This is a genomic window from Mesorhizobium sp. WSM4815, from assembly GCF_055811575.1.
Window position 1 is genome coordinate 43380 of the sequence record NZ_JBVVQS010000087.1, and the last position, 19553, is coordinate 62932.

Annotated in this window: 28 protein-coding genes and 1 pseudogene; 23 read left to right on the plus strand and 6 right to left on the minus strand. The window is 64.1% G+C overall.

The genetic code is table 11. The features are described 5' to 3' along the window. Positions 1-216 precede the first annotated feature (216 nt). The 4 genes from AC0L2B_RS10435 to AC0L2B_RS10450 are packed head-to-tail and all read left to right on the plus strand — an operon-like array spanning position 217 to position 4239. Entirely contained in the window at positions 217-3273 is a 3057-nt protein-coding gene (locus tag AC0L2B_RS10435) for a hypothetical protein (RefSeq protein ID WP_473745264.1), read from the plus strand. After that, positions 3267-3398, plus strand: a complete 132-nt coding sequence (locus tag AC0L2B_RS10440) for a hypothetical protein (RefSeq protein ID WP_473745265.1) — start codon at positions 3267-3269, stop codon at positions 3396-3398. Before AC0L2B_RS10435 ends, AC0L2B_RS10440 begins: the two co-directional genes overlap by 7 nt. Positions 3399-3402: 4 nt before the next feature. Further along, a complete protein-coding gene (locus tag AC0L2B_RS10445) occupies positions 3403-3618 on the plus strand; it encodes a hypothetical protein (RefSeq protein WP_091599048.1) in 216 nt (71 codons plus the stop codon). 33 nt (positions 3619-3651) lie between these two features. Beyond that, complete coding sequence (locus AC0L2B_RS10450) at positions 3652-4239, plus strand: acyltransferase (protein WP_167366550.1); 588 nt, start codon at positions 3652-3654, stop codon at positions 4237-4239. Positions 4240-4326: 87 nt separating this feature from the next. On the opposite strand, the gene AC0L2B_RS10455 is transcribed toward AC0L2B_RS10450, so the two are convergent. The 4 genes from AC0L2B_RS10455 to AC0L2B_RS10470 all read right to left on the minus strand — a co-directional run bounded on the left by AC0L2B_RS10455 (position 4327) and on the right by AC0L2B_RS10470 (position 5546). Continuing rightward, positions 4327-4497 (minus strand): hypothetical protein, encoded by a 171-nt coding sequence (locus tag AC0L2B_RS10455; protein WP_023798595.1) that lies wholly within the window; start codon positions 4495-4497, stop codon positions 4327-4329. A gap of 152 nt (positions 4498-4649) precedes the next feature. Continuing rightward, the gene (locus AC0L2B_RS10460; protein WP_473509311.1) at positions 4650-4844 is read right to left on the minus strand and encodes a hypothetical protein; all 195 of its coding nucleotides are present in this window, start codon (positions 4842-4844) and stop codon (positions 4650-4652) included. A 220-nt stretch (positions 4845-5064) separates the two neighbouring features. Continuing rightward, positions 5065-5247, minus strand: a complete 183-nt coding sequence (locus AC0L2B_RS10465; RefSeq protein WP_023798597.1) for a hypothetical protein — start codon at positions 5245-5247, stop codon at positions 5065-5067. A 119-nt stretch (positions 5248-5366) separates the two neighbouring features. Further along, positions 5367-5546, minus strand: coding sequence for a hypothetical protein (locus AC0L2B_RS10470; protein WP_287223987.1), 180 nt, complete (start codon positions 5544-5546; stop codon positions 5367-5369). 178 nt (positions 5547-5724) lie between these two features. Between AC0L2B_RS10470 and AC0L2B_RS10475 the strand changes: the two genes are divergently transcribed. The 6 genes and pseudogenes from AC0L2B_RS10475 to AC0L2B_RS10500 all read left to right on the plus strand — a co-directional run bounded on the left by AC0L2B_RS10475 (position 5725) and on the right by AC0L2B_RS10500 (position 7994). After that, complete coding sequence (locus AC0L2B_RS10475) at positions 5725-6546, plus strand: N-acetylmuramidase family protein (protein WP_473745268.1); 822 nt, start codon at positions 5725-5727, stop codon at positions 6544-6546. Continuing rightward, positions 6543-6761 carry a hypothetical protein gene (locus AC0L2B_RS10480; protein ID WP_023798600.1) on the plus strand — a complete coding sequence of 73 codons (219 nt, stop codon included), beginning with the start codon at positions 6543-6545 and terminating at the stop codon, positions 6759-6761. The genes AC0L2B_RS10475 and AC0L2B_RS10480 overlap by 4 nt, the downstream gene beginning before the upstream one ends. A 1-nt stretch (position 6762) precedes the next feature. Next, positions 6763-7023, plus strand: a complete 261-nt coding sequence (locus AC0L2B_RS10485; protein WP_473646961.1) for a hypothetical protein — start codon at positions 6763-6765, stop codon at positions 7021-7023. Further along, complete coding sequence (locus AC0L2B_RS10490; protein WP_287073200.1) at positions 7008-7259, plus strand: hypothetical protein; 252 nt, start codon at positions 7008-7010, stop codon at positions 7257-7259. Before AC0L2B_RS10485 ends, AC0L2B_RS10490 begins: the two co-directional genes overlap by 16 nt. Beyond that, a pseudogene (locus AC0L2B_RS10495) lies at positions 7238-7579 on the plus strand (hypothetical protein). The gene AC0L2B_RS10490 and the pseudogene AC0L2B_RS10495 overlap by 22 nt, the downstream one beginning before the upstream one ends. Positions 7580-7700: 121 nt before the next feature. Beyond that, positions 7701-7994 carry a hypothetical protein gene (locus AC0L2B_RS10500; protein ID WP_473587528.1) on the plus strand — a complete coding sequence of 98 codons (294 nt, stop codon included), beginning with the start codon at positions 7701-7703 and terminating at the stop codon, positions 7992-7994. 268 nt (positions 7995-8262) lie between these two features. Here the strand turns inward: AC0L2B_RS10500 and AC0L2B_RS10505 are convergent, their stop codons facing one another. Next, entirely contained in the window at positions 8263-8409 is a 147-nt protein-coding gene (locus AC0L2B_RS10505) for a hypothetical protein (RefSeq protein WP_091599075.1), read from the minus strand. Between the two features lie 144 nt (positions 8410-8553). On the opposite strand from AC0L2B_RS10505, the gene AC0L2B_RS10510 reads away from it, so the two are divergent. The 4 genes from AC0L2B_RS10510 to AC0L2B_RS10525 all read left to right on the plus strand — a co-directional run bounded on the left by AC0L2B_RS10510 (position 8554) and on the right by AC0L2B_RS10525 (position 10166). Continuing rightward, a complete protein-coding gene (locus tag AC0L2B_RS10510; protein WP_473745271.1) occupies positions 8554-8877 on the plus strand; it encodes a hypothetical protein in 324 nt (107 codons plus the stop codon). 317 nt (positions 8878-9194) lie between these two features. Further along, positions 9195-9494 (plus strand): DUF1236 domain-containing protein, encoded by a 300-nt coding sequence (locus AC0L2B_RS10515; RefSeq protein ID WP_091599078.1) that lies wholly within the window; start codon positions 9195-9197, stop codon positions 9492-9494. Positions 9495-9598: 104 nt separating this feature from the next. Next, positions 9599-9892: a hypothetical protein gene (locus tag AC0L2B_RS10520; protein WP_473745272.1), complete on the plus strand. Its 294-nt coding sequence runs from the start codon at positions 9599-9601 to the stop codon at positions 9890-9892. Positions 9893-9929: 37 nt separating this feature from the next. Further along, on the plus strand, positions 9930-10166 hold the full coding sequence (locus AC0L2B_RS10525; protein WP_091599081.1) for a DUF2934 domain-containing protein: 237 nt from the start codon (positions 9930-9932) through the stop codon (positions 10164-10166). A gap of 317 nt (positions 10167-10483) precedes the next feature. Here the strand turns inward: AC0L2B_RS10525 and AC0L2B_RS10530 are convergent, their stop codons facing one another. Beyond that, a complete protein-coding gene (locus AC0L2B_RS10530; RefSeq protein ID WP_473745273.1) occupies positions 10484-10822 on the minus strand; it encodes a hypothetical protein in 339 nt (112 codons plus the stop codon). A 296-nt stretch (positions 10823-11118) separates the two neighbouring features. Here AC0L2B_RS10530 and AC0L2B_RS10535 point away from each other — a divergent pair, with 296 nt between their 5' ends. The 9 genes from AC0L2B_RS10535 to AC0L2B_RS10575 all read left to right on the plus strand — a co-directional run bounded on the left by AC0L2B_RS10535 (position 11119) and on the right by AC0L2B_RS10575 (position 19542). Further along, positions 11119-11844 (plus strand): GntR family transcriptional regulator, encoded by a 726-nt coding sequence (locus AC0L2B_RS10535; RefSeq protein WP_473745275.1) that lies wholly within the window; start codon positions 11119-11121, stop codon positions 11842-11844. A 2-nt stretch (positions 11845-11846) separates the two neighbouring features. Continuing rightward, the gene (locus AC0L2B_RS10540; RefSeq protein ID WP_473745276.1) at positions 11847-12881 is read left to right on the plus strand and encodes an ADP-ribosylglycohydrolase family protein; all 1035 of its coding nucleotides are present in this window, start codon (positions 11847-11849) and stop codon (positions 12879-12881) included. A gap of 59 nt (positions 12882-12940) precedes the next feature. Continuing rightward, on the plus strand, positions 12941-13909 hold the full coding sequence (locus tag AC0L2B_RS10545; RefSeq protein ID WP_473745277.1) for a PfkB family carbohydrate kinase: 969 nt from the start codon (positions 12941-12943) through the stop codon (positions 13907-13909). Positions 13910-13964: 55 nt separating this feature from the next. Beyond that, a complete protein-coding gene (locus AC0L2B_RS10550; protein ID WP_473745279.1) occupies positions 13965-15020 on the plus strand; it encodes an ABC transporter substrate-binding protein in 1056 nt (351 codons plus the stop codon). Positions 15021-15078: 58 nt separating this feature from the next. Next, complete coding sequence (locus tag AC0L2B_RS10555; protein ID WP_473745280.1) at positions 15079-15948, plus strand: ABC transporter permease; 870 nt, start codon at positions 15079-15081, stop codon at positions 15946-15948. Further along, positions 15948-16736, plus strand: coding sequence for an ABC transporter permease (locus AC0L2B_RS10560; protein ID WP_473745281.1), 789 nt, complete (start codon positions 15948-15950; stop codon positions 16734-16736). Before AC0L2B_RS10555 ends, AC0L2B_RS10560 begins: the two co-directional genes overlap by 1 nt. Further along, the gene (locus AC0L2B_RS10565) at positions 16736-17800 is read left to right on the plus strand and encodes an ABC transporter ATP-binding protein (protein ID WP_473745282.1); all 1065 of its coding nucleotides are present in this window, start codon (positions 16736-16738) and stop codon (positions 17798-17800) included. The genes AC0L2B_RS10560 and AC0L2B_RS10565 overlap by 1 nt, the downstream gene beginning before the upstream one ends. Positions 17801-17866: 66 nt before the next feature. Next, positions 17867-19114 carry an aconitase X gene (locus AC0L2B_RS10570; protein ID WP_473745283.1) on the plus strand — a complete coding sequence of 416 codons (1248 nt, stop codon included), beginning with the start codon at positions 17867-17869 and terminating at the stop codon, positions 19112-19114. Beyond that, positions 19111-19542 (plus strand): aconitase X swivel domain-containing protein, encoded by a 432-nt coding sequence (locus tag AC0L2B_RS10575; RefSeq protein WP_473745284.1) that lies wholly within the window; start codon positions 19111-19113, stop codon positions 19540-19542. The genes AC0L2B_RS10570 and AC0L2B_RS10575 overlap by 4 nt, the downstream gene beginning before the upstream one ends. The last annotated feature ends 11 nt before the right edge of the window (positions 19543-19553 follow it).

The following is a 19553-nucleotide window of genomic DNA, read 5'->3' on the forward strand; positions in this document are numbered from 1 at the left end:
TCGGCCTCCATCACTGATTTCGCCAACCACCAACGTTGAAAAAAGGACGCTGTCCGCGAAGCTGCCAATCTCCCGCGTTGTGGGGGCGCTGTCCATCGGCGATCAAAAGAGGGCTTACGGCCAATCGCAGACGTTGGAGAAAGACCGCGCGTCCCGCGCCCGCTGAAATCACTTTCAAGCCTCGCTTCGCGGGGCTTTTTTTATGGAGCAAGCCTGATGGCCCGACCCGCAACTGCCGCCGTTCGACTTCTGACCGGCGAACGCGAACCCGTGCGCGTGGCGACCACGGCCAGCATCCTGCTCCATCGCCTGCAGACCATCGACGGCGTGCCGGCTGAGGTCGGCGACCGCGTGCTGGTCAAGGACCAGGCCGACCCGACGCAGAACGGCATCTACACGGTGAGCGAAGGCGAATGGTTCCGCGCCGCCGACGCGCGCACCGCCCGCACCTTGCAAAAGGGAACGACGGTCCACACCCAGATCGGGTCGGTCAATGCCGGCCGGGTATTTGAATTCAGCGCCGACGAGCCGGTGGTGGGCAGCGACGCCATCACCATTGCCCCGTTCGTGCCGCCCGATATTTCGCAGGTGGTCGGTGCGGTGGTGACGCTGCGCGATGAAACGCAGGTGCTGAAGCATGCCAGCGCGGCCAGCGCCGGCCAGGCCGCCGCCAGCGCGTCCACCTCTGCTGCCAATGCCGCACAGACCGCCGCCGATGTCGCTTCCACGGCGGCCAACCTGGCCGGCGCCCAGGCGGCACGCGACGCGTCGCTGTATGGCAAGGGCATCTTCCCGACGACGGCCGCCGCGTTCGGCTTCGGCGTGGCTGGCTTCAGTGCCCTGGTCGGCGGCGCCGGCGGCACGGACGGCACGTTCGATCTGGCGTTTACCGGCGGCGCCGGTTCTGGCGCCGCAGGACGCTTCGTTGTCGCTGGCGGTGCTGTGACGATGATCCTGATCACGGCACCCGGCTCCTACGCGGCGGCGCCGGCTTTCAGCTTTGCGGCCTCTGCGGGATTGGCGGGCGCAAGTGCGGCGGCGGTTTTGGGCCGGAATGTTGAAGTTGGTGAGTACTTTTGGACCGAGGTCAGCGACGGCATCATGGGAATGTACACCGTGGCGGCTGGGCCTGTTGCCGTCGACACCGGTGTTCGCGCGTCGGCAGCGGAAGTTGTCGGCTTGATCGGGTCGCGGACGGTTGGGCCGGTCCTGATCACGGGCTCCGTCGGCGGCACGGCTGTTACCAATACCAGCGCCTATTATTGGCCGGGCTCTCTGTCGGCTGTCGATGAGTATCTGTCGAGCCTTGAACTTGGCTTCGGCGCTGGAGCAGGAACAATCCATATCGTAATTGCCCACGCCGAGGGCGATGGCACTTTAACTCTCGTCTCTGAACAAACGATCCCTGTCGTTGCCGGCCCGTCTTCCGTCAACTCGGGTCTTTCGATCCTGAAGCCAGCCGGCAGTGTCATGGGCCTGCAACGGACAGGAGCCGGCACGTGGTATTACACGGCGGGGGCCATTCCGAACGGCGAAAGCAAGTGGCTCACGGCGACGGTTCCTGCGTCACACACAGCCAAGACCGTTGACTTTGTCAATGGTCCGCAATGGAAAGCCACTTTCACGGGCGAAGTCGGCACAAAGGCGCGTGCAGCCTACGACACCGCAAACGATCTGGTCGACATCGTCGGCACTGAGCAGGTGGTCGGCTGGCCGAACCTGGTCAACACCGGCACGAATACCCCGGCGAACTACAGCGTCGTCATGCAAACGCCAGCGCCGGCCGATGGATACATCACCGAAATCGATGTCGGTGCCAGCGGGGCCGGCACGGCCAACATTCACGTCGTCCAGTACAATGGCGATCTAACCGTGAACGTGATCAGCACGCATCAGATCACGTTGGCCAATGGTGTGAGCGAAATCCCCCTCAGCATACCGATTGCAGCGGGGCAGTATCCGGCAATCAGCGGCGGCGGCTACAAGTTTCAGAACAGCGTCAACCCGCAAGGCATCCCCGCATGGATCAGGTCTGGCGTGCTGTCGAACGGCGCTATTGTGGCATCATCGACCCTGCACCGCTATGAAGTTGCGTTCACGATCAAAACTGGCCTCATCGCCGACGCTGCGCGGGCTCTGACAGGCGGCACACAGAACACCGGCATGAACCTGCTGGCGGACGCCGACCCGAATGGCGTCGTTGACGCGACCGCAATCTTTGCCTCGGCCGCTGCTGCCCATCCAAACCCGTATGTGCCGCCCGGCAGCTTCGCGTTGACGGCTATGCCTAAGTCGGGTGACGGTTTTTGGGGACCAGGAAAGCCGTTCGTCGGCGGCCGGAGGTTCTTCGTTCCGGCCCGCCCGTCGCTGTTCAATCTCTATGATGGCTTCCGGGCCAAGATGGCAGAGCATATCGCCAACAACGATGTGCTCTGCTTGATCGCCGATGGCATCGGTCTTTGGGCGTTGGCCAGCAATGGCCCGGCGCATTGGTTTAATCGAGTTACCCAATTTGCCAATCTCGGCATTGCCGATGACGAGCCGGGCATGACGGCGCTGCGGCCAAGCTCCACCTACACGCCGGCCTTCTATGGCGTTGCGACCAGCGGAACCGTCTCGACGGGAACGCGCGGGCCACTTGGCGAAAGCATCATCCTTGCGGATGGCGCGTCCCTGGCGTTCACTGGAGCTTATGAACAGGTCGATGTCCACTACACCCGGGACGCCGGTCAAGGTTCGCTTGCCTTCGCTTTCGACGGTGGCGGGGCGTACAAGACCGTCAATGCTGCCGGCGCTCTGGCGCTCGATCAATATTCCGGCCCGTCGATGACGGGGCAGGCTGCCAGCGGCAATTACACACTGACGGCGGTAGGCGGCCCGTCGAAATTACCGGGCTTATCCGTCTTGGAGTTAAGGCGCCGGGATCGCGCCCTCGACTGCGCTCACTGCGCGCCGCGCATGGGAGCTATACTTTCGCGTCGTTTAATACGGCGCGTCTTACCTCGGCAATCGTTCAAGCGAGCTATGCTGGCGGCAAGATCGTTCCGATTCTCGCACTTGGCATCAACGACAGTTTTGGTACCGCGCCGGCTACGATTTCAACGAACATCACTGCGGTGCTTAATACGCTGGAGGCAGCTGCCGCACCTCGCATCCTTGCGATGCCGCCGACGCGCCCGTCTTCGGCCTGGGATGGTAGCTACACTGGAGGGCGGACTTACGACGCGGCGCTTGGCCCTATCCGCCAGACATACCGGTCACGAAACGTGCTGACGATCCCGATTGATGGTTTCGATTATATCGACGCTGGAGCCTATCAAGAGGGGCTTCACTTCAACGACGTCGGCCATGACAGCAACGCCTTGCGCTTCATCGAATATATCGCGGAGAGGGGATAGGCAAATGGCACAGGCAATTCAGCACAAGGGTGAGACGGTAGCCAAACTCCGGGAAGGCGAGGAGTGGGTCGTTGTCGGCACCAAGATCGAGCGGCATGGGCTACCTCACGTCGACACTGTACATGTCGGACGAGCTGCATCCGAATGCAGCCGGCAACCTGCCACCTATGACGCCGAATGCCTGCGTCAAATGGTGCGTCGGGGTCTCTTCGATGCCTAGACTGAAATGGTAGCGTGTGGCAGATGTTCGCAAATGCGTATCTTCTCCACCATTCTCGCTGTTCGCCGCCGCTTTTCGTCTTGGATCGCCACAGGCGCCGCAAGGGAGAATGCCGTCATCGGGCAGCGCACGAAGTTCGGTGCCGGGGCGGAGATCTTCAACATTCATGGCGACAGGTCCCGGGTCTCAATCGGCGCGGACAGCCATCTGGACGGACATCTGCAGGTCTTTGCCCATGAGGGTCGGATCAATATCGATGACTGGTTCTACCTTGGTCCAGGCTCGACGATTTGGTCATCGGATCCGGTGGGGATCAAGATCGGCAAACATGTCCACGTCTCGTGGGGGGTGGCGATCCACGATACCAACTCGCATCCCATGGACCCGCAGAAGCGTTTTGCGCAGATGCAGGCCATCTTTCGCGAAGGCCACCCGCGCGTCGACCCAGGCATCCGCTCAGCACCGATCACAATCGGAGATGATGTCTGGATCGGCAACAGTGCCATGATAATGAAGGGTGTCACGATCGGCGACCGGGCGATAATTTCAGCCGGCTCAATCGTACGGTCGGACGTTCCGGCCGACGCTTTGGTGCGGCCGGACCGCGACCTGGTGAAATGAAATGATGCCTTCGCTCATCAATGAGCGTCGTCCCATCATAGAGTGCCAACCATTCGCTTGCGCCAAGGCGCGGGCGAATGGCAACGGCTAATGACGGCTGTCTTGCGGCTTGTTGTGAGGCTGGCTGTTCGACCACCAGACAAAATACAGCGAACCCACCTTCATGACCGGCACGCGGCGCTCGCGTTCGCGCCCCCGCAATTCGCGATAGACTTTTACCTTCAAGGTGCCGCCCGGCAGTTTGATGCGCACGGCCATCGGTTCAACTCCGCTGTGCAATTCAATGATGATGTGCGATGCAGCAATTAGAGAACTTCCCCAGCCGAAGAGTCAACCGCCGATGCGCGCGTTTGTTGGCTTGACCGGAAGGGTTCAAGCGCAGCCGCCCGAGGACGGCTTTTTTCGGGCCGTCAAGGCGCTGCCCGAGATCGGTTTGGATCGTCGTCGGGCTGGTCGTTCAACGGACGCGGCCGGTTCGACCACCAGCTGAAATACAGCGAGCCCAGCTTGAGAACCGGGATGCGGCGGGCGCGCTCACGCTCGCGCAACTCCCGATACACCTTCATCTTCAAGGTGCCGCCCGGCAACCTGATACGCACTGCCATTGCTCCCAACCCCCGTTGTGCAATGCAGCGACTTAGAGAGCTTCCGTGGCGGAAGAGTCAAGGGCTGATCGTTGATTATTTCCGCGGCTGTTTTCCGGGACCGGTTCCAGAACAGCTTGAGCGGGTGAATGGTGAATGGTGAATGGTGAATGGTGAATGGTAGTAGTGAGTAGTGAGTAGTGAGTAGTGAGTAGAGTGAGAGCACCTTCTTCACTATTCACTATTCACCCACTCCCTTTGGCGGGCGTCCGGACGGACGATCCGAAATGCTGCTCGGCCACCAGACGATGAAATAGTCTCCAAGCCGCCAGACCGGGACTTGGCGCTTCTGCTCGCGGCGGCGCAGCTCGTCCTTTTTCTTGATCTTCAGTGTCCCGCCCGGAAGCCTGATCCTGATTGTCACGCGCCCTCCGCACCTGTTCCCATGGGGTATGAACGGTTCATGCGAGCAGTTTATTCCGGCTAAGCGGTTTCCATGCCGATGGCAAGACGGATCGAGCTGTTCTCAACTGGTCAATGCCGTCAGTTGAAGAAATTCGCCATGCCCCGGAAGGCCAGGAACGCATAGACGATCGGCCCGGCTATCAGCCCGCAATAGAGGCACAGGATCACCGCCAGCGCGACAAGCAGAGGCTTGTCGCGGCCGACCGCGCAGAGCTCGGCCTTCACCGTCCAGCGCGCCGTTCCTTCGTCTTGCGACATCGGCAAATCCCCACAGTTTGGGGCCATTTCACACAATCGCCTGCAAACATCAACCGGGCGCCTGCAAACATCAACCGGGCGCCTGCAAACATCAACCGGGCGCCTGCAAACATCAAGCTGGCGCCTGCAAACATCAAGCTGGCGCCTGCAAACATCAACCTGGGAAAGGACCAAGACCATGGACATGACGTTCAAGGGCGCCGCCAGGCGCCTCGACGATCTCGATCTGCCAAAACTCGGCGCCAGCATCGGCGTCGGCGAAGACGAGATCCACGCCTTTCTCGATGTCGAAACCAGCGGGCATGGCTTCGACGCCCAGGGCCGGCCGGTCATCCTGTTCGAGCCGCATGTGTTTTACCGCAATCTGGCGGGCGCGGCTCGGGCAAAGGCGGTAGCGGCCGGCCTTGCCTATGCCAAATGGGGCGAAAAGCCTTATCCCCGCGACAGCTATCCGCGCCTGAAAGCCGCCTGCGCCATCGACGAGACGGCGGCGCTCAGATCGGCGTCATGGGGGCTCGGCCAGGTTCTCGGCGAGAATTTCAGGGCGGCCGGCTTCCTCACCGTGCAGGCCATGGTCGAAGCCATGATGGCGGACGAGGCGCTGCAGCTGGCGGCGGCGGTCAATTTCATCGCCCCCAACCGGCTCGACGGCAAATTGCGCAAGCATGACTGGGCCGGCTTCGCCAGGGGCTACAACGGCGCATCCTATGCGAAGAACGCCTACGATATCCGGCTTGCCGAGGCGTTCCGCAAATGGTCCGGGATCAGGGACACGCCGCCCCCTCCGGCGCCGGTTCCGATCCCGCAGCCGCCGCAACCGAAGGGTTTCACGCCCGCCAAGGCAGAGCCGGGCAAAGCCGGAGTGCGGCCCGGACCGTTGTCCGGACCGTTTTCCGGATCGTTGTCCGGATTATGGGCCGCAGTGCTGGCTCCGTTGGTCGCCGCAATCCTCTCCTTGTTTCGAAAGGCCCCCTCCTTGTTTCGAAAGGTAAAGCCATGAACTGGTTCAATACCAACGCCGCGCACAATCTGATCAATGTGCTGATCCTGCTGCTCACCGGCCTGGTCGGCTTCGACTGGACGCTGTTCGGCATCGACGCCGCCCTGGCGCTAAAAATCACCGGGGTGCTGGCCCTGCTCAAGATCCTGATCAATGTCGTGCGCGACGGCGTCGCCGGCCTCGTCAGAAACCAGCCTGCCGTGGAGGGCAATTGAGATGTGGGTGCTTTCGATGCTGGGCGCGCTCGCCGGCAACACGACGATCTTGGCGATTTTCGCCGCGCTCGCCGGCGGCATCGGCCTGTTTGTCGCCGGCGGTCGGGCCAACAAGGATGCGGCCAGGCGAGCGGCGGAAAAACTCGTTGCCGTCGAGGAGCGCCTCGAAATGGACCGCGAGGCGACCGATGCCGAACGCGCGGCGCGCGACCTGCCGGACGAAGCCGCACGGCGGGAGGCGATGCGATGGTCAAAGCGCTGATGCTGCTGCCCAAGAGCCTGCTGTTTGGGTGCCTGTTGCCCAAGTGCCTGCTGTTTGGCGGCCTGCTGCTCGCCGGGTGCGCAACGCCGGTTTCGCCGGCGCGCCAGGTCTGGTGCGACCACAACCAGCCGCGCCGTGCGTCCGCCGCCGTCGTCGCCGCCATGACGCGGCCGGAGCTCGACGAAATCAATGCCTACAACGGCAAGGGCGCCAGATGGTGCGGGTGGAAGCCATGATACAGGAACTTCTCGACGCGCTCGGCATCAAGGCGCCGGTGGTGGTCGCCGGCCTTTCCGGCGGGATTTTGCGAGCCCTGTCGCGCCACCGCTACAAGGTTCGCGAGATGGTGGCGTCGCCGATCTGCGGCGCGCTGGCGGCGGCCTACCTGACCTTGCCGGCGGTGCATTAATTCCGCGCCACCGGCCTGGCGATTCCAGCCAACGACGACACCACGACGCTGGCCGCGGCGTTCCTCATCGGCGTCTCGGCGATGTGGATCTCGGACATCGTCTTCGAGGTGGTGGTCAGGCGGTTCAAGCCCGAGAAGGAGGAGTGAGATCGCGGCTGTCTTGTTGCGCCGCAGTAGCACTCTTGCGGGAGACACTGGTAGAGTGGGGTGAAGGTGCGGAACCACGGCCGAAGCTGCGCGTTAGGCACGACCTTTGCGAGGATGCAGCATGCCAGCTCGCCCAATCGTCGCGACAGCCGCAGCGATCCTGATCGCCGCGACAAGCATGGCTCACGCCCGGCCGGATACGCGCGCCATGACATGCGAACAGACGCAGCTTCTGATCCAGAGCCGGCGCGCGGTGGTGCTGACCACCGGCCGCAACACCTATGACCGCTATGTCCGCCGGTTCGGCAATGAATGCGACTGGCCCGAAGTGCCTGTCGCCGCCTATGTCGGGACGCTTGACGGTCAATGCCGGGTCCATCGATGCGAGGAACCGGTGTTCGATTTCCCGGACTAGGAGCGCTGTTGCATACAGAACCTTTGATCGCCGAGGGACAGCGCCCCCCTCTGTCCTGCCGGACATCTCCCCCACAAGGAGGGAGATTGGCCTTCATCAATGATTTCGCCAACCACCAACCTTGCAAAAAGGACGCTGTCCGCGAAGCTGCTAATCTCCCCCCAAGTGGGGGAGATGTCCGGCAGGACAGAGGGGGTGCGAAGGATCGCTACAGAGCGCTTTATTCTGAACCGCCGCATTCTTCGGCTGATGCGACATATGGACCGCTCTAGAAGCCGAAGAACTGCCAGCCGATGAGGTAGCCAAGCGCGACGACCGCCAGGGGAAACAAGGCCGGCGCCAGCCGGCTCAGGGCGGAGTTGCTTGCCGGCTCCTTTGGAGCGCTTCTTTCGGCGTTTCCGAGGTTCTTGGTCATTCCGCTATAGTAGCAATCGCTGATTAACGATTCCCCAACATGCCGCGCCCGCGCGAAGGAGCCGGGCGGCTTGCTGCAGGCGGGAACCAATCGCCGCCAACCGGCTTTGGCAAAGAGGCGATCGTTCGCGCGGAGGCGTTCGACATGAAACCTTTCGCATTCCTGCCAATCACGCTGCTCGGCGCACTGGCGTTGGCGGCGCCGGTTGCCGCCCAGGCGGATAACCAGACACAAGACCAGGCGCCTGCCGGCCACTGCCAGGCGCAGCCGCAGAACGGCCAGCAGCAGCCGCCGCCGCCCGTCAACAACGGTGACAACAACAACCTGACCGATACGCTTGACCCCTGCAACGGCGTGCTGCTGCCGCCGCCGACCGGCGATCAGGGCGTGGCCGCACCGCCGCCGGACCAAGGCAGGACACCGGTGCTCAAGCCCGGCGAGGTCCCGGCGCAGCCGCCGAAACCATAGATTGGGGGCATTTGCCGGTCTCGCGCCTGACGTGCCGGCGCCGGCAGGGATTTTTTGCCGTAGGGAGCGGAACATTAGTTATCGCTGAATGTTCTTTTCGAAGCAGTCGATATCATCCCCCTCCGGTATCGCTGCTGATCGGGCAAAACCGATCGGCCCGCGCGCTTGGGCGACCAAGATCGCGGGCCACTGCCAGCCAACACGGCGATCAATTAGTCGCCGCTCACGGAACAAGACGGTTTCGTCAAACGTTGGCTTTTGGGCTGAGTCGTCCCGACTGTGGACAGCAGAGCCCGCAAACCAGACAGGAGAAGACGATGAAAATCCACCTTGTTCCTGCCGCCGCCGGGCTGGCTCTGCTGGCCGGTGTCGGCGTCGCCACCGCAGACCAGGTGATTATCACGCCCGAGCAGCAGACGGTCGTCCGCCAATATGTGGAGAGGCACCCGCTGGCGTCGATCAGCCTCCTGGGCGTGGAACTCAATGTCGGTTCCACCTTGCCCGACACGGTTGAACTTCATGAGGTTCCCGACGTCGAATACAGATACGTAGTCGTCGACGATCGCACCGTGCTGGTCGATCCCGGCACCCGCAGGATCGTGCAGGTCATCGACTGACCTTCACCCGCCGCTCTCCCGGGAAGACGCGGGAAGAGCGGCGGCTCGCCGGCAGGCAGCCGGCTGTCGATCGTCTTCGTGGCGGGACGGAAGGAGCCATTTCCATGTTGCCGCATGTCGAATCACGCGATGTGGCCGCATCCGTCGACAAGCTGCTTGCCCTACTTGCCGAACGGGGCTCTGCCCTGTTGTCGATGAAGGCGTTGATTGCAGCCGTGCGTGAGCAAACCGGAACCGAGCGCTCGGACGCGGATCTGGCGGGGCTGATCACCAAAAAGGCGGCACTCCTCGGGGTTGCGGTCCTGTCCGATTTAGGCGGGCCAGACCCGGGCCGACCCGACCCTGGCCGACCCGATCTGGGCCGAAGCCCCCAAGACGCCGGTCGAAAATTCAGCTAGAAGTTGTCGCTCACCGATTTGAGCCGAGGAGGCAACAGTGACTGATAACAGGCAGGAACGCATTCGCCGGCGGGCTCACGCGATCTGGGAGCAGGCCGGCCGGCCCGACGGCGCGCATCAGCAGCACTGGGACCAGGCCGCGGCCGAGATCGACGGTGGTGGGGAAAGCGGACCCAAAGCCAAGACTGCTCGGCCGAAGGCGCCGGCTCGGCCGAAGGAGCCGGCGGCCGGCAAGCTGACCAGTTCAAAGACTGCCCGGCCGCGCAAGGGCTAGCCGCCATCTGATGTAGTGCTCTACGGCGCCCCCCTCTGTCCTGCCGGACATCTCCCCCACAAGGGGGGAGATTGGCAGCTTCGACGACGGCACTCTTCTTGCGACTTTTGTGATTGGCGGAATCAGTGATGACAGCCAATCTCCTTTTGTGATTGGCGGAATCAGTGATGACAGCCAATCTCCCCCCAAGTGGGGGAGATGGCCGGCAGGACAGAGGGGGGCCTCGCTCTGCCATCAAAGGTTTCGCACATAACGCTTCGGCCGCGGGACGAAGCACTGTCCCGCGGCCGAAGCGCTGGTCCCGAAATCGATCTCGGCTACTGGCCGCAGTGCCTGTCGTTGACGGTGGGTGAAACCGTGCCGGGAGCCTTGTGCGTGGCATCAGGCATCGCGCCCTGCGGGCTTGGCGGGCAGTTCCGGTCGGCATTGGAATTCGTGCCGTCGGGGCCCGCAATGATGCTGCCGGTAATCCCGGTATCGACCGTATCCGGCTCAGCCAGGGTCGGATCGACCGGGGCCGGGTCGATGACGACGCTCCTGCCGCTGCCGGGAGCCATGCCAGCCTCTGTGTCGGCTGGGTCGGCTGTGGTCTGGGCCATGGCAGAGGTGGCCAGGCCGGCGGCGAGCACGGACGCCGCGAGTAACTTGGTAAGCATGGTTTGCCTCCATTTGTCTCCATTTTTTCGGTCGTCGCCGCATCGCGACTACAGAAAAAACCGCTCGGGGGTGGTGAAGGTTCCCATAAAATTCCAGCCTGCGACGAGCCGTCGTGACCAGGAGGGGCCGTCGTGATCAGCAGGGCCCGTGGTGATCGGGAGAGGCCGTCGCGACCAGCAGGGCAATCTTGCCTGGGATTCCGGGAACCCAAAGTGCGCCGGCCGCGAGCCGTTGACATGACTTGGCCTATCGCGATATTGAACAGGACTATACAGGTTTACTGAACAGGTATTCCATGGCGCGTCGCACGACCCTGTCGTCTCCCGGAACCGGCAAGCCGGAACGGATCGCCACCGTCCTCGAGCACGAGATCCGCTCCGGCGTGCTCGGCTTCGGCGACCGCCTGCAGAGCGAGAACGAGCTTGTCCAGCGCTTCTCCGTCAGCCGCAACACCATCCGCAAGGGTCTCGAGGAATTGTCGAGCCGCGGACTGATCACCACCAAGGTCGGCATCGGCTCGTTCGTCACCTTCGACGGCATGCCGGTCGACGATGCCGTCGGCTGGTCGCGGGCGCTGGCCAATGCCGGCGCCAATGCCGAGACGCGCACGCTCAGGCTCGAAGTCATGCAGGATGGCGAGCTCGCCGCCAGGCTCAGCGTCGAAAGCCCGTTCTTCATCGCCGTCGACCGGGTGCGCTCAAATGCCGATGACGGCCACGCCATCTCGATCGAGCGCAGCCGCCTGCCGCTGTCGCCCGAACTGGACGACGTGCCGCTGCGTGGCCTGCGCGAGGGCTCGCTGCACCAGACGCTGCGCGCAGCGGGGCTTGTCCCCGATCACGGCGAGGAGTGGGTCGATATCGAGATGCTGAGCGCCGAGGACGCGGCCATTCTCGACTGCGCGCCGGGCGCGCCGTTCCTGCGCACGCGGCGCCTGACGCGCGCCGCCGACGGCCGCGCCATCGAATATGTCACCAGCCTGCTCAATCCGGCGCATTTCGCGCTTCACCTGGAGTTCTGAGCATGGAGATGGCCGCGGCGATCGACCGGGCGATCGGTGCGCTTGTCGGCGGGGCGCTGGGCGATGCGCTCGGCATGCCGACGCAGCTTTTGTCGCCGGCCCGCATCGCCGAGCTCTACGGTCCTGTCGAGAGTTTCGTCGCGCCCGCCGCCGACCATCCGGTGTCGAAGGGCCTGGCCGCCGGCACCGTCACCGACGACACCGAACAGGCGCTGCTGCTCGGCCGCATCCTGGTCGCTTCAGGCGACGGCTTCGACCACACGCGCTGGGTCAAGGCGCTGCTCGACTGGGAGCGCGAGGTCAAGGCGCGCGGCAGCTACGATCTGCTCGGACCGTCGACCAAGCGCGCCATCGACGCCATCAATGACGGCGTGCCGGCCGAGGAGGCCGGGCGCAGCGGCGACACCAATGGCGCGGCGATGCGCATCGCGCCGGTCGGCATCATGATGCCGCCGGAGCCGCTCGACGCGCTGGTCGCCAAGGTTGCGGAAACCTGCCGGGCGACGCACAACACCTCGATCGCCATTGCCGCGGCGGCTGCCGTTGCCGCTGCCGTCAGCTGCGGCGTTGCCGGCGGCGATTGGCGCGCCGCCTCGGATCGCGCGGTCGTGGCGGCCAGGCAGGGCGCAGAACGTGGTCACTGGACCACCGGCGGCGATATCGCCGCGCGCATCGACTGGGCGAGGGGCCTGGTTCGCGGCAAGGCCGTCACGGACGGCATCCGGCTGATCGTCGACCTGGTCGGCACCGGCGTCGCCAGCCAGGAATCGGTTCCGGCGGCCTTCGCGGTGCTGGAAATCGCCGGCGGCGATCCCTGGCGGGCGGCCGTCATCAGCGCCAATCTCGGCGGCGACACCGACACGATCGGCGCCATCGCCGCCGGCATGGCAGGCGCCTGCGCCGGCTTTTGCCGATTGCCGCAGGAACAAATCGCCGGGCTCAAGGGCCTCGACATCGCGCAGGTGCGCGCGCTCGCCGCCGACCTGGTCGCGGCGCGGATGGCGAAACGCGGTTCAGGCAAGGACGCGGCGGCATGAGCGGAGCTCAGCCTGACATGAGCGGAGCTCAGCCTGACATGAGCGGAGCTCAGCCTGACATGAGCCGGCGTCTTGTCCATGTCGGCAGCGCGGTGGTCGACTATGTCTACCGCATCGACGCCCTGCCTGAGCCCGGCACCGAAAAGACCGCATCGAGCTTTGCCCAGGTCGCCGGCGGCGGCTTCAACATGATGGTTGCGGCCAGTCGCACCGGCATGAAGGTCGTCTTCGGCGGCCAGCTCGGCAGCGGACCGAATGGCGACTTCCTGCGTGCCGCTTTTGCCGCCGAGGGCATCGCAACGCTGACGCACCCATCGCCTTTGATGGACAGCGGCAATTGCGTCGCCATGATCAGCGGCGACGCCGAGCGCACCTTCGTGTCATGGCCTGGCGCCGAGAGCGTGCTCAGCCTCGGCATGATGGCGGCCGTCCGGGTTGCGCCTGATGATTGGGTGTTCGCCTCCGGCTATACGCTGAGCTATGTCGGGAGCCGCGACGCGCTGGCCGACTGGATCGAGGCGCTGCCGGCGGAAATTCCCTTCGTCTTCGATCCGACGCCTGTCATATCGGAGATTCCGCGCGCCATTCTCGACCGGGTGCTGACGCGCACGAACTGGTTGAGCTGCAACACAACGGAAGCGGCCGAGATCGCCGGCCGCGGCGATGTCGAGGCCGTTGCCGCCCGGCTGCTGGCCAGCCACTGCCCGAACGCCGACGGGGTCGTCATCCGCGCCGGAGCAAAAGGCTGCTTCGTGCGGTTGGCTGACGGCACCGCGCGGACCATGCCCGGATTCAACGTCACCGCCGTCGATACCAACGGCGCCGGCGACACGCATATCGGCGCCTTCGTCAGCGCGCTGTCACGCGGCGTGCCGCCGTTCGAAGCGGCGGGTTACGCCAATGCGGCGGCAGCGCTCTCGGTCACCCGCCGTGGTGGGTCGTCGGCGCCGACCGACGAGGAGATCCAGACATTCCTCAGCCATGACGATCGATCCGTGCACGGCCGGAAGCAAAAGGCCCATTTATGACAGCCTAAATGACGCAACAAGCCCGCCAACCGGGCAAACAATGAGAGGAACGAACATGCGCATGCCCAAACTGACTGCTTTTCTGACGGCAACCGCCGTCTTCGCTTCCGCACTGGTCGCCAGCGCCGACGAGGTGCATGTGCTCAACTGGAAGGGCTACGGCGCCGACGAGCCCTGGGCCATCGCCGCCTTCGAGAAGGCGACCGGCAACAAGGTCGTCAACGATTTTTTCAATTCCGAACAGGAAATGCTGACCAAGCTCAGGACCAATCCCGGCCTCTACGACGTCGTCATGATCAACGCCGCCTTCAACGACCAGGCGATGGCGGAAAAGCTGATCCAGCCGATCGACGTCTCGAAAATCCCCAACTATGCCGACATCAGCGCGGACAAGGCAGGCTCGCCGATGCTCGCCCGCGATGGCAAGGTCTATGGCGTGCCATGGGTGTGGGGCCTGACCGCGCTCGCCATCAACGAGAAAGCCTTCGAGACGCCGCCGACCAGCATCGCCGAGATGTGGAACGAGGCGCACAAGGGCCGCGTCACCATCCGCGACGACGCGGTCGAGGCGGTTCAGTTCGGCGCCATCGCCACCGGCCAGAACATCAACGACATCAAGGATATGGAAGCGGTCAAGGCGAAGCTGGCCTCGCTGATGCCGCAGATCAAGACGTTCTGGAGCTCGGAAAACGACTGGAACCAGATGGTCGCCTCCAACCAGATCGACATCGGCACTTATTGGAGCGGCTCGGCCGATCGGGCCAAGACGCATTTCAAGCTGCCGGTCTCGCTGGTCATCCCCAGGGAAGGCGCCGTCGCCTGGCTCGACGCCTTTTCCATTCCGGTCGGCGCCAAGAATGTCGCCGGCGCCGAGGCCTTCATCAACACCATGATCGACCCGAAATTCTACGTCGAATGGGTCACCAAGGTCGGCGCGCCGGTGTCGGCCAACGCCAAGGCGGTCGCCGCCCTTCCCGAAGACGCCTTCAACCGCAAGGTGATGGGCGACCCCGACGTCGCCAAGCGCATCCAGTTCCAAGCGCCGATCAGCGATGCGCAGCGCGAGGCTTATCTGGCGCTGTGGCAGGAGCTGAAGGTCAATGTGAAGTAACGGGCTGGGTGAAGTAACGGGCGGGGTGAAGTAACGGCAAGCTTTTCGGGAGGAACATATGGCAGGACAGGTCGCGACCGGTGCGAGGAGCGGATTGCGATCGGCTTTGCCCCTGCTTGTGCCCGCCTATCTCTGGCTGACGGTGGCGATCTTCTTGCCGCTGTCGGCCATGGTGTTCTTCTCCTTCATGACCGAGCTGCCGCTGTCGGGAAAGGCGTGGTCGTTCACGCTGGACAATTATGCCACCTTCTTTGCGCAAGGCCTCTACCGGACGCTGCTGCTGGCCTCGCTCAGGCTCGGGCTCGAGGTGACGCTGTGGTGCGTCGTCATCGGCTATCCCGCGGCCTATGTGCTGGCCAAGGTGTTTAGGGGACGCAGCCGCGAGGCGATCTTCCTGCTCGTCATCCTGCCGTTCTGGTCGAACGGCCTGGTGCGCATCTTCTCCTGGGCGATGGTGCTGCGCGAGGGCGGCCTTCTCGACACCGCACTCAACGCCGTGCTGCCGTTCAAGATCAACATCGACCTGATGTATTCCTATCCGGCTGTCATCATTGGCCTGGTCCACTCCTACGTGCCCTACATGGTGCTGACCTGTTACCTGACGCTGCAGGCCATCGACGATTCGCTGATCGAGGCAGGGCGCTCGCTCGGCGCCTCGCGGCTGCAAATGCTGAAACGGGTGATCATTCCGCTGTCGATGCCGGGGCTGGTCGCCGGTGCGGCGCTGATCTTCGTTCCCGTCGTCGGCTCCTTCATGGAACCGCGTATCCTCGGTGGCCGCACCGGCACTTTCTACGGCACGGTCATCGAGGACCAGTTCGTCGCCGTGTTCAACTGGCCGCTGGGTGCGGCGCTGTCCTTCATCCTGCTGGCCGTCGTGCTGGTCATCCTGGCATTGGCGTCGCCGGTGTTGAAGAGGGCCGCGTGATGGCGACGACGCGTATCCTGGAATGGTGTGGGCGCCTCTACATCTGGCTGCTGCTCGCCTTCCTCTACCTGCCTGTTATCATCATGGCGCTGATGTCGTTCAACGTCTCGCCCTTCTACCAGTTGCCGTTCGAATGGACGACCGAGTGGTACGCGTCGTTGTGGCAGAACGACCAGCTGATCTCGGCCACCTGGAACAGCATGGAGATCGCCATCATCAGCACCATCATCGCCATGGTGCTCGGCTCGGCGGCATCGCTGGCGCTCTATCGCCATGAATTTCGCGGCAAGAAAGTCCTGCAAGCGCTGCTGTTTCCACCGATCGCCATTCCGTGGCTGATCACCGGCACGGCGATGCTGATCTTCTTCTTCGGCGTCGGCATCGGGCGTGGGCTGTTCGCGATCCTGCTCGGCCATGTGGCGCTGGCGCTGCCCTATGTCATCGTCGTCGTCTCGGCCCGGCTGCAAACCTTTGCGCCGGAGCTGGAAGAGGCGGCGCGATCGCTCGGCGCCAACCAGTGGCAGGTGACTTCGCGGGTGACGCTGCCCTGGATCATGCCGGGCGTCATCGCCGGCGGGCTGTTCGCCTTCGCCGTGTCGTTCGACCAGTTCGTGGTCTCCTACTTCCTGTCGACGCCGGGCCAGACGACGCTGCCGGTCGAGATCTACGCCGCGATCCGCAAGGGTTTCACGCCGGAGATCAATGCCGTCTCGACGATCATCATCGTCGTCTCGATGGCGCTGATGCTGCTCACGGCAAAATTCTTCAAATTCGGCGGAGAGAAATAATGGCCGGCGTGCAGGTAGCGAATCTGTCGCGCAGTTTTGGCGCGCACAAGGCGCTGGACGATGTCTCGATCGATTTCGCCGACGGCGGTTTCTATGCGCTGCTCGGGCCGTCGGGCAGCGGCAAGACCACGCTCCTGCGCCAGATCGCCGGCTTCGATTTCCCCGACTCCGGCCGCATCGCCATCGGCGGCGAGAGCGTCGAGCGGGTGCCGGTCGAGAAGCGGCGCATCGGCATGGTGTTCCAGAACTATGCGTTGTTTCCCAATATGAGCGTCGCCGACAATGTCGGCTTCGGCCTGTCGGTGCGCGGGCAAGCCAAGCCAACAATAGCCAGCGAGGTGCAGCGCGCGCTCGACCTGGTGCAACTCGGCAAGCTCGGCGGCCGCCGCCCGCACCAGCTGTCGGGCGGCCAGCGCCAGCGAGTCGCGCTGGCGCGCGCCATCGTCACCAAGCCGCGCGTGCTTTTGCTCGACGAGCCGCTGGGCGCGCTCGACAAGGCGCTGCGCGTCGACATGCAGATCGAGCTGAAACGCATCCAGCGCGACATCGGCATCACCACCATCTTCGTCACCCACGACCAGGAAGAAGCGCTGACGATGAGCGACCGCATCGGCATCCTGCGTGACGGCAGGCTGGTGCAGGAGGGGCCGCCCGAGGAGATCTACGACAGGCCGAAGAGCGAGTTCGCCGCCACCTTCCTCGGCGACGCCAACATTTTTCGCGGCGACAGCACCGGCGCCGGCATCCGGCTGCCGGACGGCACGGCGATCGCCGCCGCGGCAGGCGCGACGCTTGCCGCCGGCGCCACGGCCAGCTGCGCGGTGCGGCCCGAACGCATCCGCATCGCTACCGATTCAGGGACGACCGATCCGAACGCCAATATGCTTCGCGGCCAGGTATCCAAGCGCATCTTCGCCGGCAACAACAGCACCTATTTCGTCGATCGCGACGGGCAAACGCTCAAGGTCATCGTGCAGAACACCGGCGTTGAAAGGTTGGCGGAGGGGCAAGAAGTGGTGCTGCGCTGGTCGCCGGAGAGCACGGTGCTGATCGCGGCAAACTGATCTTGCCAGGCCGACCGCAATCAGTGAGAGCATGGTCGGGCATAGTGCGGGAAAGCGGAACACCCGATGACGCTTGAACTCAGTGCGGGCGACCAGTCGATGCTCGACGGCGAGCACGGCCGGGCCGTGGCCGCAGCCATGAAGATACTGGTCGCCTTTTCCAACGCCGTCGGTGCGCGCAAATTGTTGGACATTGCCGGGGCGCATATCGACGGCTGTCTTTATCACGGCCAGGCCAGCCTCGATTTCGTCGAAAGGCTGGTCGAGGGCGGCGGCCGCGTTCGGGTGCCGACGACACTCAATGTCGGTTCCTTCGACCTCATCCATCCCGGGCTGGTGAAGATGCCGCCGGCGCAAGAAGTGCCGGCGCGGCGGCTGATGAAGGCGCATCTAAAACTCGGCTGCCAGGCGACCTTCACCTGCGCGCCCTATCAGACGCGGTTCCGGCCGGGCTTTGGCGAGCAGATCGCCTGGGGCGAGTCCAACGCCATCGTCTTTGCCAATTCGGTGATCGGCGCGCGCACCAATCGCTATGGCGATTTCATCGATCTGTGCTGCGCGATGACCGGGCGCGCGCCGGCCTGGGGACTGCATCTCAGCGAAAACCGGCGCGGCCAGATCCTGTTCGAGCTGACCGGTTCTTTCGAACCTTCCGATGCCCTGTTCGTTGGCGTCGGGCTTATTGTCGGTCAAAGGAGCGGCGACCGTATTCCTGTGATATCGGGCCTGCCGCAGCCGCGCGACGAGGATCAGTTGAAGGCGCTTGGCGCGGCGGCGGCAACGACGGGTGCAGTGGCGCTGTTTCATGCGGTCGGCATCACGCCGGAAGCAAGGACGCTCGACGATGCATTTCGCGGCGTGGCGCCGGAAGCGACGATCCGGATCTGTCGCGCCGACATCGACCAGGCGCTGGCAAAACTGTCGAGCGTCCCCGACGGCGCGCCGCTTGCGGCCGTATCGCTCGGCACGCCGCATTTTTCCCATGACGAGTGGATGCGCCTGCTGGCGATGCTGCGCGAGGTGGCGCCGGGCAGGGGCATCCCGATCTACGTCAACACCGGGCGCGCCACTTTCAAGAGATTGCAGGACGAGGGCGAGCTGAATGATGCGCAAAAGTTCAACCTCATTCCGGTTACCGATACCTGCACCTATGTCACCTCTGTGCTCGAGCGTCTCGACGGCGTGGTGATGACCAATTCCGGCAAATGGGCGCATTACGCGCCCGGCAATATCGGCGTGTCGGTGGCCTTCGGCGACCTGGCAGACTGCGTTCGCTCGGCCGCTGCCGGCCGCGTCGTGCGAGGCGCGCGATGAGCCGACAGGACAGTCGAGCGCAGAACAGAGTTGGCACGTTCCAGCTTGCCGGCGAGGCGCAGGGATCGGCGCTGGTGCTGTCGCATGCGCTCAGCTTCTGGGGCGGCGTCGATGCCGAAACGGGCGACATCATCGACCGTTCGCACCCGGGCGGCAACGTCGCCGGCAAGATCCTGGTGATGGCATCCGGGCGGGGATCGTCGTCCTCGTCTTCGGTCCTGGCCGAGGCGATCCGCCGGGGCACGGCGCCGGCCGGCATCATCCTGCAGCGGCCCGATCCGATCCTGGCCGTCGGCGCCATCGTCGCCGAGTTCCTCTACGAAATCAGCATGCCGCTGGTCGTCTGCGACATATCGGGCATTGTCTCCGGCGACCGGATCGCGATCGGCATGGCTGAGGGTGCGCAAGCGATGGTGAGCAGAATCTAGGCCCGTGTTGA

Bases quoted from the DNA above. Each gene is read 5' to 3' on its own strand.
- AC0L2B_RS10435 (WP_473745264.1), top strand. From the start codon at position 217: ATGGCCCGACCCGCAACTGCCGCCGTTCGACTTCTGACCGGCGAACGC.
- AC0L2B_RS10445 (WP_091599048.1), top strand. From the start codon at position 3,403: ATGGCACAGGCAATTCAGCACAAGGGTGAGACGGTAGCCAAACTCCGG.
- AC0L2B_RS10450 (WP_167366550.1), top strand. From the start codon at position 3,652: ATGCGTATCTTCTCCACCATTCTCGCTGTTCGCCGCCGCTTTTCGTCT.
- AC0L2B_RS10455 (WP_023798595.1), bottom strand. From the start codon at position 4,497: ATGGCCGTGCGCATCAAACTGCCGGGCGGCACCTTGAAGGTAAAAGTC.
- AC0L2B_RS10460 (WP_473509311.1), bottom strand. From the start codon at position 4,844: ATGGCAGTGCGTATCAGGTTGCCGGGCGGCACCTTGAAGATGAAGGTG.
- AC0L2B_RS10470 (WP_287223987.1), bottom strand. From the start codon at position 5,546: ATGTCGCAAGACGAAGGAACGGCGCGCTGGACGGTGAAGGCCGAGCTC.
- AC0L2B_RS10475 (WP_473745268.1), top strand. From the start codon at position 5,725: ATGGACATGACGTTCAAGGGCGCCGCCAGGCGCCTCGACGATCTCGAT.
- AC0L2B_RS10480 (WP_023798600.1), top strand. From the start codon at position 6,543: ATGAACTGGTTCAATACCAACGCCGCGCACAATCTGATCAATGTGCTG.
- AC0L2B_RS10485 (WP_473646961.1), top strand. From the start codon at position 6,763: ATGTGGGTGCTTTCGATGCTGGGCGCGCTCGCCGGCAACACGACGATC.
- AC0L2B_RS10490 (WP_287073200.1), top strand. From the start codon at position 7,008: ATGGTCAAAGCGCTGATGCTGCTGCCCAAGAGCCTGCTGTTTGGGTGC.
- AC0L2B_RS10500 (WP_473587528.1), top strand. From the start codon at position 7,701: ATGCCAGCTCGCCCAATCGTCGCGACAGCCGCAGCGATCCTGATCGCC.
- AC0L2B_RS10505 (WP_091599075.1), bottom strand. From the start codon at position 8,409: ATGACCAAGAACCTCGGAAACGCCGAAAGAAGCGCTCCAAAGGAGCCG.
- AC0L2B_RS10510 (WP_473745271.1), top strand. From the start codon at position 8,554: ATGAAACCTTTCGCATTCCTGCCAATCACGCTGCTCGGCGCACTGGCG.
- AC0L2B_RS10515 (WP_091599078.1), top strand. From the start codon at position 9,195: ATGAAAATCCACCTTGTTCCTGCCGCCGCCGGGCTGGCTCTGCTGGCC.
- AC0L2B_RS10520 (WP_473745272.1), top strand. From the start codon at position 9,599: ATGTTGCCGCATGTCGAATCACGCGATGTGGCCGCATCCGTCGACAAG.
- AC0L2B_RS10530 (WP_473745273.1), bottom strand. From the start codon at position 10,822: ATGCTTACCAAGTTACTCGCGGCGTCCGTGCTCGCCGCCGGCCTGGCC.
- AC0L2B_RS10535 (WP_473745275.1), top strand. From the start codon at position 11,119: ATGGCGCGTCGCACGACCCTGTCGTCTCCCGGAACCGGCAAGCCGGAA.
- AC0L2B_RS10540 (WP_473745276.1), top strand. From the start codon at position 11,847: ATGGAGATGGCCGCGGCGATCGACCGGGCGATCGGTGCGCTTGTCGGC.
- AC0L2B_RS10545 (WP_473745277.1), top strand. From the start codon at position 12,941: ATGAGCCGGCGTCTTGTCCATGTCGGCAGCGCGGTGGTCGACTATGTC.
- AC0L2B_RS10550 (WP_473745279.1), top strand. From the start codon at position 13,965: ATGCGCATGCCCAAACTGACTGCTTTTCTGACGGCAACCGCCGTCTTC.
- AC0L2B_RS10555 (WP_473745280.1), top strand. From the start codon at position 15,079: ATGGCAGGACAGGTCGCGACCGGTGCGAGGAGCGGATTGCGATCGGCT.
- AC0L2B_RS10560 (WP_473745281.1), top strand. From the start codon at position 15,948: ATGGCGACGACGCGTATCCTGGAATGGTGTGGGCGCCTCTACATCTGG.
- AC0L2B_RS10565 (WP_473745282.1), top strand. From the start codon at position 16,736: ATGGCCGGCGTGCAGGTAGCGAATCTGTCGCGCAGTTTTGGCGCGCAC.
- AC0L2B_RS10570 (WP_473745283.1), top strand. From the start codon at position 17,867: ATGACGCTTGAACTCAGTGCGGGCGACCAGTCGATGCTCGACGGCGAG.
- AC0L2B_RS10575 (WP_473745284.1), top strand. From the start codon at position 19,111: ATGAGCCGACAGGACAGTCGAGCGCAGAACAGAGTTGGCACGTTCCAG.